The sequence below is a fragment of the Pseudoalteromonas sp. TB64 genome (assembly GCF_000498095.1).
Classification (GTDB): Bacteria; Pseudomonadota; Gammaproteobacteria; order Enterobacterales; family Alteromonadaceae; genus Pseudoalteromonas.
This window is the reverse complement of sequence record NZ_AUTQ01000153.1, coordinates 1-12,740: the sequence shown is the minus strand read 5'-3', so window position 1 is coordinate 12,740 and position 12,740 is coordinate 1. Positions and strand designations below refer to the sequence as shown.

The 12,740-nt window shown below is 38.5% G+C and carries 13 protein-coding genes; 6 read left to right on the top strand and 7 right to left on the bottom strand.

Annotated elements, in window-relative coordinates; translation table 11 throughout:
- The 5 genes from L647_RS1000000125860 to L647_RS0112920 all read left to right on the top strand — a co-directional run.
- Window positions 1–96 (top strand): aminomethyltransferase beta-barrel domain-containing protein (locus tag L647_RS1000000125860; protein WP_139015446.1); only part of this gene is annotated, 96 nt, incomplete at its 5' end.
- Window positions 96–698 carry a high frequency lysogenization protein HflD gene (hflD, locus tag L647_RS0112935; RefSeq protein ID WP_024611469.1) on the top strand — a complete coding sequence of 201 codons (603 nt, stop codon included), beginning with the start codon at window positions 96–98 and terminating at the stop codon, window positions 696–698. The genes L647_RS1000000125860 and hflD, both read left to right, overlap by 1 nt.
- Window positions 699–729: 31 nt before the next feature.
- Complete coding sequence (purB, locus tag L647_RS0112930) at window positions 730–2,100, top strand: adenylosuccinate lyase (RefSeq protein WP_024611468.1); 1,371 nt, start codon at window positions 730–732, stop codon at window positions 2,098–2,100.
- 87 nt (window positions 2,101–2,187) lie between these two features.
- The gene (locus L647_RS0112925) at window positions 2,188–3,345 is read left to right on the top strand and encodes a cupin domain-containing protein (protein ID WP_024611467.1); all 1,158 of its coding nucleotides are present in this window, start codon (window positions 2,188–2,190) and stop codon (window positions 3,343–3,345) included.
- 21 nt (window positions 3,346–3,366) lie between these two features.
- Window positions 3,367–3,825, top strand: a complete 459-nt coding sequence (locus L647_RS0112920; RefSeq protein ID WP_024611466.1) for a GNAT family N-acetyltransferase — start codon at window positions 3,367–3,369, stop codon at window positions 3,823–3,825.
- 123 nt (window positions 3,826–3,948) lie between these two features.
- On the opposite strand, the gene hflX is transcribed toward L647_RS0112920, so the two are convergent.
- From hflX to L647_RS0112885, 7 genes are all read right to left on the bottom strand, one after another.
- On the bottom strand, window positions 3,949–5,298 hold the full coding sequence (gene hflX / locus L647_RS0112915; RefSeq protein WP_024611465.1) for a GTPase HflX: 1,350 nt from the start codon (window positions 5,296–5,298) through the stop codon (window positions 3,949–3,951).
- A gap of 230 nt (window positions 5,299–5,528) precedes the next feature.
- Window positions 5,529–6,881, bottom strand: a complete 1,353-nt coding sequence (gene gdhA / locus L647_RS0112910) for an NADP-specific glutamate dehydrogenase (RefSeq protein ID WP_024611464.1) — start codon at window positions 6,879–6,881, stop codon at window positions 5,529–5,531.
- Between the two features lie 359 nt (window positions 6,882–7,240).
- The gene (locus tag L647_RS0112905) at window positions 7,241–7,714 is read right to left on the bottom strand and encodes a DUF1456 family protein (RefSeq protein WP_024611463.1); all 474 of its coding nucleotides are present in this window, start codon (window positions 7,712–7,714) and stop codon (window positions 7,241–7,243) included.
- A 116-nt stretch (window positions 7,715–7,830) separates the two neighbouring features.
- Entirely contained in the window at window positions 7,831–9,075 is a 1,245-nt protein-coding gene (locus L647_RS0112900; RefSeq protein ID WP_024611462.1) for a lipoprotein-releasing ABC transporter permease subunit, read from the bottom strand.
- Window positions 9,065–9,763 (bottom strand): lipoprotein-releasing ABC transporter ATP-binding protein LolD, encoded by a 699-nt coding sequence (gene lolD, locus L647_RS0112895; protein WP_024611461.1) that lies wholly within the window; start codon window positions 9,761–9,763, stop codon window positions 9,065–9,067. The genes L647_RS0112900 and lolD overlap by 11 nt, the downstream gene beginning before the upstream one ends.
- Window positions 9,756–10,973 (bottom strand): lipoprotein-releasing ABC transporter permease subunit, encoded by a 1,218-nt coding sequence (locus L647_RS0112890; protein WP_024611460.1) that lies wholly within the window; start codon window positions 10,971–10,973, stop codon window positions 9,756–9,758. Before L647_RS0112890 ends, lolD begins: the two co-directional genes overlap by 8 nt.
- Before the next feature lie 147 nt (window positions 10,974–11,120).
- Window positions 11,121–11,993 (bottom strand): LysR family transcriptional regulator, encoded by an 873-nt coding sequence (locus L647_RS0112885; RefSeq protein WP_024611459.1) that lies wholly within the window; start codon window positions 11,991–11,993, stop codon window positions 11,121–11,123.
- A 131-nt stretch (window positions 11,994–12,124) separates the two neighbouring features.
- Here L647_RS0112885 and L647_RS0112880 point away from each other — a divergent pair.
- Window positions 12,125–12,740, top strand: a 616-nt coding sequence (locus L647_RS0112880; protein WP_024611458.1) for an alcohol dehydrogenase catalytic domain-containing protein, incomplete at its 3' end; no start/stop codon positions are given.

Genomic DNA, 12,740 nt, shown 5'->3' with positions numbered 1-12,740 from the left:
GAGCCACAAAAAGCAGTTACGCCTGGTCAATCTGCCGTATTTTATGCAGAAGATGTGTGCTTAGGTGGTGGTATTATTGACTCGGTGATCAAGTAATGAACGAACACCAAGTCATGGCGCTTGCCGCTATGTGCCAAGTAGCTAAGCAAGTTCAAAAAATTGCGCAGTATGGCAGTAATAATGAGCACGACTTAGAAGTATTATTTTCAAGCATTATTCAAACATCACCGGCATCGCCAGAAGATGTTTACCAAGGTACTGACAACCTACGTGATGGCTATAAAACATTAATGGCTCAGTTAACTGCTGGCGCTCAAAAAGATGTTGAAATAGTAAAATACGTAGGTGGTTTAATGCAGCTTGAGCGTGCGCTAAGTGCAAACGATAAAAGCTTAAACGAATTAGGTAAACGAATTGATGATATTCATCGTCGTTTAGATCACTTTGCTATTACCGATGACACCGTTGTTGCCGGTTTAGCAGATATATACTCGTCGGTGCTGAGCCCCCTTGGGCACCGAATACAGGTTTATGGTAAACCCGAGTTATTAAAACAGCAGCTCACTCAAAATAAAATCCGTGCGTTATTACTAGCCGGCATTAGAAGTGCAGTTTTATGGCGTCAAATGGGCGGTAAACGCCGTCATTTTTTCTTTGCAAAAAGAAAAATACTCGCCATTGCTAAATCAAAAATTTAACTATCGTTCAAACTAAAATTTAGGAGTTATTATGGAGCTTTCAGCGTTAACGGCTATCTCTCCAGTGGATGGTCGCTACGGCAGCAAAACCACTGAACTACGCAGTATTTTCAGCGAATTTGGCTTAATCAAATACCGCGTAACCGTTGAAGTGCGTTGGTTGCAAGCGTTAGCTGCAGCAAGCGATATCAAAGAAGTGCCAGCATTTAGCGAGCAAGCAAATGCACTACTTAACGCCATTGTAGATAACTTCAGTGAAGCTGATGCGCAACGCGTTAAAGATATTGAACGCACTACAAATCACGATGTTAAAGCGGTTGAATACCTACTAAAAGAAAAAGTAGCCGATAACAGTGAGCTTCACGCAATTAACGAATTTATTCACTTTGCTTGTACCTCAGAAGATATTAATAACCTATCTCATGGTTTAATGCTAAGCGAAGCGCGTAAAAACGTTTTACTTCCTTATTGCGATGAACTTTTAAGCGCAATTAAAGCTAAAGCAATTGAATACAAAACAATTCCAATGATGACTCGTACACACGGGCAACCTGCTACACCATCTACTATGGGTAAAGAGTTTGCTAACGTATACATGCGTTTAAAACGTCAACGTGACCAAATTGCACAAGTAGAAATGCTAGGTAAAGTTAACGGTGCTGTTGGTAACTACAACGCTCACCTTAGCGCATACCCAGATTACGACTGGCATACACATGCAGATAAATTTGTATCAAGCTTAGGTTTAACACTAAACCCATTTACTACACAAATTGAACCGCATGACTATATTGCAGAGTTGTTTGACGCAATTGCACGTTTTAACACTATATTGTTAGATTTTGACCGTGACATGTGGGGTTACATCGCCCTTAATCACTTTAAGCAAAAAACTATTGCTGGCGAAATTGGCTCATCTACAATGCCACATAAAGTTAACCCAATTGATTTTGAAAACTCAGAAGGTAACTTAGGATTAGCAAACGCTATTTTTGCTCATCTTGCACAAAAATTACCAGTTTCTCGCTGGCAGCGTGACCTTACTGATTCAACGGTATTACGTAACCTAGGTGTTGGTATGGGTTATGCTCTTATTGCATATCAATCAACTCTTAAAGGTGTAAGCAAGCTTGAAGTAAACGAGCAACGCCTAGCTGACGAGCTTGATCAAAACTGGGAATTACTAGCCGAGCCAATTCAAACGGTTATGCGTAAATATGGCATCGAAAAGCCATACGAAAAACTTAAAGATTTAACACGTGGCAAACGTGTAAATAAAGAAATAATGGCTGATTTCATCGATGGTTTAGACCTTCCTGAAGATGCTAAAGTAGAAATGAAAAAACTAACACCTGCTAACTACATTGGTCGCGCTGTTGAGTTTATTGATGATTTAGTTTAAAAACTGAATTAAATAAATGAAAAAGCGAAAGGTATCCTTTCGCTTTTTTTGTTTTAAAATTAATTGCACTAATTTATGAGCTTTAGTATGTATCAATTAAAAATAAATAATTTATCTGAGCAAGAATTTTTAAGTCATTTTTGGCAAAAAAAACCGCTTTTAATAAAACAAGGTTTTAGTGATTTTCAGGACCCTCTTGATGCTAACGAACTTGCCGGTCTGGCAATGGAAGAAAGTATTGAGTCGCGAATTGTAACTAATCACAATAACGAATGGGATACGTACCAAGGTCCATTTGAAGACTTTGAGAAGTTAACAGACGAAAATGCCACCTTATTAGTGCAAGCTGTTGATCATTGGCATCCTGAAGCCGCGCAATTATTAGAACCATTTAGATTTATTCCCAACTGGCGAATAGATGACTTAATGATCAGCTATTCAACTCCAAGCGGTGGTGTTGGTCCGCATTTAGATCAGTACGATGTATTTATTATTCAAGGTGAAGGCAAACGCCACTGGCGCGTAGGTCTGCCCGATCCGACGCTTAAACAGTTTGCTCAAAATAAAAAACTACTTCAGGTTGAAGCATTTGAAGCCGTAATAGATTGCATTTTAGAGCCTGGTGATATTTTATATATTCCACCTGGATGCCCGCATGAAGGTTACGCATTAGAAAATGCACTAAACTACTCTGTTGGTTTTAGAGCCCCAAATCAACAAGATTTACTTTCAAGTTTTGCCGATCATATTATTGATACCGAAACCGGACAAGAGCGCTATACCGATCACAACCTAATGCTTAGAAAGTCAAAAGGTGAACTCAATAGCACTGAAGTAAATAAAATTAAAACCTTAATGCAAAGGTTGCTTGAAAACGACACATTATTTAAACAATGGTTAGGCACTACATTAAGCCAGCCTAAGCACGAAATGGATTTAGCACCAACTGAAGACCCATTTACAACTGAGCAAATAACCAATGCATTAAACAATAGCACTATCGTATTGGAACGTTTAGGTGGCACGCGTGCTATTTATCAATTGTTTGAAGATGAATTACTATTAAGTGTAAACGGTGAAAACTATAGCTTATTGCTTAGCGATTTAAATGCCGTTAAATTACTTACCGATCATGGCGAGTTTGAAAGTTCAGAATTAAGTTTAATAAAGCCAAGTCTCGTTTTTCTACAAACTTTTACTACACTGGTAAATGAGGGAATTTGGTTTAATACTGATCAAGGCTGATTGCTACAACAGGAGTTTGCCATGGGCTATCAAGTTAAAAAAGTAGATTGGGATACACAAAAAGACTTATTACAACAAATCCGAGAAAAGGTTTTTGTATACGAGTTACACATTCCTAAACACATTGAGTTTGATAGCCTCGATGAATTTGCGCTGCATGTACTGGTTACCGACGAAACTCAAACACCTATTGCTACTGGTAGGTTATGTGTAGATGGATTAATTGGTCGAATAGCTGTCCTACCTGAGCATCGTAATCGGTGTGTTTATAAATCATTACTCAACTTTATTGTTGAATTAGCAGCAAGCCAAGGCATAGAAAAAGTAAGTATTAATTGTATTTTAAACGAAGTAGAACGCTTCAAAAAAAATGGGTTTGTACAGCAAGGGAATGTATTTATGGAAGCGGGAATTCCTAGACTACGAATGCAATGCTCTGTAGCGCTCTTTAATACCACGCCATTTACGCTTGTGCATTAAACACCTCATTCAAAATAAAATTAGCACAACATTAATCACTGCACTAATTTTATTACGGATATAGCTTAGGCACTGTTTATCTTTCGAGGTTTAATCTTGAAAATTCAACTCGCCTTAATATTATTATAAATCAAGCATGCGTTTCTTTAGTCTTTCTAAATCAATGATATTAGAGCGTACTGTTAGCTTTATATGGCTATATTCATACTCTTCTTTAATAACACTCATACTCGATCTAATTTCACCTACTATACCTTTTGCTGTGTAAGGAATAATAATTTCATCTTCAACCATATCGTCTTGCGCTATACCAACAATATATTTATGGAGTTTACTAATATCATCTGGATTACGAGTAGATGTCATCATTGCATCAGGAAATTCATCCATTAGCGCTTGCTGTTGCTCAATACTTAATTGATCAGACTTATTTAACACCAATAGTTTTTTACTACCCTCAACCCCAACTTCTGCTAGTACTTTATGCACTACATCAAGCTGTGAGCGAAAAGATGAATCTGAAGCATCAACAACATACAAAAGTAAAGACGCATCATGCGCTTCAGCTAATGTTGAGTGGAATGAGGCAACCAAATCATGTGGTAATTTTTTAATAAAACCAACGGTGTCTGACACCAAAATACGAGGCTGCGTAATTGGATACAATGCTCGAACAGTGGTATCTAGTGTTGCAAATAACTTGTTTTCACCCTCTACGTCGCTGCCTGTAATTGCACGCATCATTGATGACTTACCAGCATTGGTGTAACCAATTAAAGCCACTGAGAAAAGCTCTGAGCGCTGAGTTCGCCTGTCCATCATTACATCTTGAACACTTACAAGCTCACGCTTTAGCTCTGCTAATTGGTCGCGAACCTTACGGCGATTTAGCTCCAGTGTAGTTTCACCTGCACCTTTACCCATTTGGCGTTCTTTATCACCGGTTGATGTTTCACGAAGCCGTGGCGCTACATAATTAAGGCGAGCTATTTCAACTTGTAATTTTGCCGTTTTAGTACGCGCATGGCGGCTAAATATTTCAATAATAATACCGGTGCGGTCAAATACCTCAACACCTAACTGATTCTCTACATTTCGAAGCTGAGAAGGAGTTAAATCACAGTCAAATACAACTACATCAGCACACGCAAAATCAAGTTCATCTGATGGAATTTCAGAAGATACCTCTGGAAGCGAATCTTCATCGAGTGAATCAACTTCTTGCTCTTCTGCAGCAGAGCCTTTATTACCTGTGAGGTGTGCTATTTCGGTAAGTTTACCCGAGCCCAATACATTAACTTTTTGGGTAGAACTTTGCTTTTGTGATTGTGTGCCTACTACTTTAAATCCTAAAGTAGTAACCAAACGGGCAAGTTCAGCAAGCGACTCTATCGCCTCGTCACCTTTAAACTGCGGTGTGCTAATAGAAATAAGTAACGCATTAGGAAGTGATGGTTTTGCAGTTAGTTGCATAAATTTTTGTGTTAATGCACCTAAGTGCAAACCTATTTTTCATTCGAAAGTAACCTGATCCTACGCTGTTATAGCCTCGCTTTATAGCCTTATAGTGCACTAATGGCGTTAATATTTAAAACTAGCCANAGTTTTAAAATTTCATTCAGATCAATACAAAATAAATAGGTTAAGTTTGTTATTTAAACTTACTTTTTAAAATGATAGTTAATTAATGGTTAGGCTGATAATTAAACAACACCCTGCTCAATCATTGCATCAGCAACGCGCCTAAAACCTGCAATATTAGCGCCTAATAAAAGATTTCCTGGCTCACCAAATTCTATTGCGGTGTCGTTAGCTGTAACAAATATATTTTTCATAATTTGTTTTAGCTTTTCATCAACCTCTTCAAAGGTCCAACTTTGCATACTCGCATTTTGCGCCATTTCTAATTGACTCGTTGCAACACCGCCAGCATTAGCGGCTTTTCCTGGTCCATACGCAATTTTTGCAGCAATAAAGCAATCAATAGCCTCTTTTGTTGAGGGCATATTTGCCCCTTCGCTTACCAATACACAACCACCCGTTAATAATGCGTTTGCATCCGCCTGTGTTAATTCATTTTGTGTTGCGCATGGAAAGGCAGCGTCAGCATTAAAACGCCAAACAGCATGCCCGTCTTTAGGGTAATCACTTTGGCTAATATAAATCGCATCAACATGAGTTTGTTTATATACACTCAAACAATCGCGTGATTGCTCTTTTAAACGCTTTATAAGGCTCAAATCTATACCCGACTCATGATAAACAGTACCGCGAGAGTCGCTACAACTTATGGGTGTTGCCCCCATTTGATATAATTTTTCCATAGCATAAATAGCAACATTACCCGCACCCGACACTAAACAGCGCTTACCTTGTAGGCTGTCGCCGCGTGCTTGTAGCATGTACTGTGCAAAATAAACGGCGCCATAGCCGGTTGCTTCTTTACGCACTAGCGATCCACCCCACAATAAGCTTTTACCTGTTAATACGCCCTCATAGCGACCAGTCAAACGTTTGTACTGACCAAACAAGTAACCAATCTCACGCGCTCCTACACCAATGTCTCCAGCGGGTACGTCAGTTGTAGGACCAATATGGCGATAAAGCTCACTCATAAATGATTGGCAAAAACGCATTATCTCAGCATCAGAGCGCCCTTTAGGATCAAAATTAGCGCCGCCTTTACCGCCACCGATTGGTAAACCCGTTAAGGCATTTTTAAATATTTGCTCAAATCCTAAAAATTTAATTATGCTGGCATTTACACTAGGGTGAAAACGCAGACCCCCTTTATAAGGGCCAAGCGCAGAGTTAAACTCAATTCTGTAGCCTTTATTTACTTGGATATTACCTTCGTCATCAACCCAAGGGACTCTAAACATAATTTGGCGTTCGGGTTCAACTAAGCGTTGAATAATGGCATTTTTTTTATATTTGCCTGAGTTTTCTAAGATAGGTTCGAGTGATTCAAGTACTTCTTCAACAGCTTGATAAAACTCGCATTGTGCAGGGCTACTATTTTTTAATTGCGCGATAGTGCTATGGATATAATTCATAATTATTCTTCCGTGTTAATAATAAAAGTATTTATCAGATATTGAAGTAAACGTGATCAAGTTTATGATTCATGCTGTAAAGTCTTAAGTTAATTTAATTAACTGTTACTTTAGCATGGTACAACACGATATTTAACGTCTATTACTTGAATTATTTTTGATCAGAAGAATTAACAATATTTATTTTTTATTTAATTAAAGTGAATTTAAATTCATTGAAGGCAAAAGTGACTGTTTTAAAATAAGAGGACTAAGGAGTTCTGTAAGTGTAAAGGTACTTGTTAAAATTTAGAACAGATAGTAATTAAGGCTTTGTACTGTGCATTGCGCGTATACAAAGCCTATTAACTAAAAGCTGGTTATTCCGCAGATTCTTCTGGGCGAACTTGCTTTTGTACGCCAGTTAAAAATAGACGTAATATTTGATCGTTACAAACACGGTAATGCTTGTTATCAACTTTACGAGAAAATGCGCTTAACTCATGCTTACTTAAATCAAAATCAACAAGTGCAAGTGTGGCAATAACATCTTCTGCCTTCATATTTAAAGCGATACGTAGCTTCATAAATATGATGTTGTTGTTTAGCTTTTTCTCTGGCTCTGGTTGCTCGCCTTCGCGCTTGCCACGTTTAGTATTAATAAACCCATTTAAAAAACTAGCAAACTCGGTATCACTGATTGGGGTAAAAGCTTCTTCACCTTCTTTAGTCAACCATGCAATTACTTGCTCAGTTGTAACTGTAAGTTCTGCGGCTGCAAAAACATTAACCGTAGCGGTATCAGTTAAATTAAAAGTATAGCGAATGCGGCGTAAAATATCGTTATTAGTCAAAGTAAATCCCAAAGTGAGGTATAGCAACCAAGCAGTTATTGCTTAATTTTAAATAAGCACCTAGTTTAACAGATTTACTAATACCACCCTATTAATTTTTATTTAAGTGCTTGGGCTTAATTACCAAGCACTTTAGCGGGATCTACACGAGTAGCTTGCAAAGCAGGATAAATAGTGGCAAATATTGCTAATACAAAAGTAACAATAACCGTAATGCCAATATCTTCAAGTGCTAATTTACTGGGTAAAAACTCTATAAAGTACACACCTTCCAGCGGATTCGAACCAAACAGTAAGCTAAGCCAAGTGAATAACTCACTTATATTAAGGGCCAAAACAACACCAATAAGTGTACCTAAGGCAACACCTACAAATGCTTGAGTTAAACCCTGCATTACAAAAGTGGCTAAAATGGTACTGTCTTTTGCACCCATGGTTTTTAAAATTGCGATAGTACCTTGTTTTTCACGTACTTCCATCACCAAGGACGACACAATATTAAAACTCGCTACAGCAATTATTAAAAATACAACAATATAAACAATGGTGCGCACCATTTGAATATCTTGATATAAACTGCCTTGCGTCCTAAACCAACTAGAAATATAAACATAGTCATTAATAGTTTGGCCTATGTCTAAGGCTATTTGGTGGGCCGAGAAAACATCATCAACACTTAATCGTAATCCTGTAACTTGGGTTTCATCATAGCCGAGTGTTTGTTGGGCTTTACTTAAATGAATAAACGCAGCGCTACTGTCTATCGGTCCTCCCATTTCTATAACACCAGCAAGAGTAAGTGTTACTCGCTTGGGTGCCAATAGCGACTGACCTTTTTGACCTATTTGCGGGATCAGTAAAGTGACGTTATCGCCGACTTTTGCATCTAACTGTTTAACTATTTGCTTACCTAAAATCACATCATCGATACCTAGCTGGCTCACTAGTTTACCACTTGTAAACTGGTTTACAGCCGATACATTGCTTTCTAACGATGGCTCAACCCCTCTAATTTCAATCGCTTTTAACTGGCTTTTATATTGCGCCATACCATTAACGGCAATAAATGGAGCCGCGCCTGTAACATGAGGTTGCGCTTGTAAGTTCTCGATTTTTTGAGACCAATTTGCAATAGGTCTGTTTGGTGCTACATATTCAACTTGCGGCACAACGCTTAATAATCTGTGTACTAGTTGTTGCTCAAAGCCATTAATAACCGACAGCGCCACAATTAAAACAGCTACGCCTAATAAAATACCAATAGTAGAGGCTTTAGCGATAAAACTAACAAAGCCATTTTTTTCATCTTTATGACCTGAATAGGCTCTAAAGCGTTTACTTAAAAATGCACTAAGCAACATGCTGCGACTCTTTAATAGCTAGTTTACCATCGTCTAAATAAGCTATTTTACCTAGCTTATCGGCAAGTTCTAAATCGTGTGTCACCACTACAAAACTGGTATTTAAGCTTTGGTTAAGCTCGTTAATTAAATCGTAAATTTTAATCGCATTTTGTTTATCTAAATTACCCGTTGGTTCATCAGCAAGTACTAATGCAGGTTTAGTAACAAGTGCGCGAGCAATAGCAACACGTTGACGTTCACCACCCGAAAGCGCCGAAGGTTTATGCGAACTACGATGAGCAAGCCCTACTTTTTCAAGCATATCGAGCGCTTGTGCATTTGCGTCTTTGGCACTTAAACCTTTAATTAATAGCGGCATTGCTACGTTTTCAACTGCACTAAATTCCATTAATAGGTGATGGAATTGATATATAAAGCCTAAATTTTTGTTTCTAAAAGCAGCTTGCTCTGTACGCGAGAGCTTTGCTACGTCTTGGTTTTTAATTTTAGCGCTACCAGAACTTGCGGTATCTAATGTACCCAGTATGTGTAAAAGCGTGCTTTTACCCGAACCTGAGCTACCAACAATGGCAAGCATTTCGCCTTGCTGTAAAGCTAAATCGACGCCTTTTAATACTTCTACTTGATTGCTGCCATCTTGATAAATTTTACTTAGATTTTTACAGCTAATAACTAAATCATTCATAACGTAATACCTCTGCTGGTTTTACTTTTGCGGCTTTTCGCGCAGGATATAAGGTCGCTAAAAAGCTCATTGCTATACTGCCCAGTGCTATAATAACAAGGCTTAAAATATCAAATTTTACGGGAAGTTCTATCCCCGCAAGTAAGTTTAAGCCAACAAAAGCAAGTAGCTCATTAATATATAAACTAAACATAACACCTAAAAAAGCCCCAATTGCAGTGCCAATTACACCGTTATAAAGTCCTTGCACCATAAACACTTTTTGCACTTGTGATGGCGTTAAACCTAACGTTTGTAATATTGCTACCTCACCTTGCTTTTCGCTTACCATCATGGTTAATGCAGATACAATATTAAACACAGCCACCAGCACAATTAAACCTAATAGCATGGTCATAATGCGTTTTTCCATTGCAACAGCTGCAAACAAAGTACCTTGGCTACTACGCCAGTCGCTGTAGTTATAACTTTTTAATATGCGTTGGCTAGCTTCAATAAACTCGTCGAGTGCAAAGGGTTCATGCAGCGATATACTTAAATTAGGGGCGGTATTTTTATCTAGCTTTAGTACTCTTTGCAGCGAAGCTCCGCTTGTAAAAGCAAGCCCCATGTCTATTTCAGAACCCGTTTCGTATATAGCTGCTACTTTAAATAAGCGTTGGCTTGGCACGCGACCAAGAGGAGTATAGGTTGAGGCATTAGGCATAATTACACGTAATTTATCGCCAATGCTTACACCTAATTTACGGCTTAAGTAACGGCTTATAGCAATGCTGTAGTTTTTATTAAGAACGGTTTGCCAATTACCTTGTACGATTTTATCGGTAATTTTATATAAAGACCCATTGTCATCATAAAGACCTTGCAGTAAAACCCCGTGCAAATCTTTATTGGTTTGCAAAATAGCTTCACCGTGGCGGTATAAACTGACATGGTCAACATAAGGAGATTGCTCAAGGTCGGTTTTTAACGTGCTCATTTGTGTGGCAGTGTGTTTATCAGCTTGAACTTCAACATGGGGAATAAGCCCAAGCATATTGGTTTTTAAGCTATTTTCAAAACCATTCATTACGCTGCTTACGGTAAATAATGCCATTAAACCAATAGCGATACCGGCAATAGAAAAAAACGAAATAAATGATATAAACGCATTTCCTTTTGAGGAACGGCTATATCTAAGCCCTATAAATAAGCTAACCGGTTGAAACATATTATTTTTAACACTTATCGTAAAAGTATTGGGCAATAGTAGCACGAAAAAAGTGCCTTTGGGTATGGCGTAAAATGTAAGAAATAATTTAAAAATCTGATACTTGGCTATATTTAAAGCAATACTTATTTGATCATTAACTCATCCTTAAGCTTTAAGACCTGCAACTAAATAATCGAGCAATACCCGAACATTAGTTGCCACAAACTGCCTTGGTGGATATACGCCCCACACTCCTTCTTGTTGAGGCTGATAGGCCGTTAAAATTGGCACTAATTCCCCCATTTTAATTTCGCTTTCTATGTAGTAATCAGGTAGCTGAATAATACCCAAGCCTTTTTTAGCACCATCCACCAGCGCCCAACCACTATTACATTGTAGCCGCCCTGCTACTTTTATATGTTTGTCCTTCGCGTTTTCATTTACCCGCCAATAGCTGCTGTTACCAATCAAACATTGATGATTATTTAATTCACCTAAAGTATGCGGTTCGCCAAATCGAGTTAAATATTGTGGTGAAGCACACATAATAAAGCGACGTGCGCTTAATCTACGTGCTTTTAAACTTGAATCTTTTAAATGCCCAAGTCTTATTGCTAAATCAAAACCGCCCTCCAACAGGTTTTCTTGCTCGTTACTCAATGTAGCAATTACTTCTACGTCGGGGTGATCGTTCATAAAATCATGCACAATGGGCATAATAAAGCTCTCTCCGTACATAACCGGTGCAGTAAGCTTTATTTTTCCCTTTGGGGAGCTTTGTTGTTGAGCAAGCCCTTGTGTTGCCTCATCCATAGCGTGTTGAACATGTTTGATTTGGTGTAAATACACTTCGCCCTCTTTAGTTAACACCACTTTGCGGGTTGTGCGAGTTAAAAGCTGAGTATTTAAACGCTGCTCAAGCGCTGTAACATGGCGACTAATATGCGCCACCGAAAGGCCAAGTGTTTTTGCAGCCGCAGTAAAGCTACCTTCTTCACCTACCGCTATAAACTCATCTATTCCATCCCAACGCGCCATTATTACCATACTGTAAAAGTGTTTTAATAAAATCGAGATTATCATTATTTGAGAAACAAATACAATAAGCCCATCACCCAAGCACATTGGGTCTACAATTACTTTTTGAATAACCCGTTAAAGGAAAATACATGTCTGAATTTATTAAATCAAAAGCGGCTATTGCGTGGGGTCCTAATCAACCACTTAGCGTTGAAGAAGTTGATGTAATGATGCCTAAAAAAGGCGAAGTAATGGTAAAAATTACCGCTACTGGTGTTTGTCATACCGATGCATTTACTTTATCGGGTCAAGATCCTGAGGGCATATTCCCTGCAATTTTAGGTCACGAAGGCGCTGGTGTTGTTTACGCTATTGGCGAGGGCGTAACAAGTGTTGAAGTGGGCGATCACGTTATTCCTTTATACACAGCTGAATGTGGCGTGTGTAAAATGTGTACCTCAGGTAAAACAAATTTGTGTTCAGCTGTACGCGAAACACAAGGTAAAGGCTTAATGCCAGACGGCACAACACGCTTTTTTAAAGACGGTCAGCCAATTTATCATTACATGGGCACATCTACGTTTTCTGAGTACACAGTATTGCCAGAAATCTCACTTGCTAAAGTAAACAAAGAAGCCTCTTTAGAGGAAATTTGTTTATTAGGCTGTGGCGTTACTACCGGTATGGGCGCAGTAACAAATACAGCTAAAGTAAAAGCTGGCGACACCGTGGCTATATTTGGTTTAGGCGGTATTGGCTTATCAG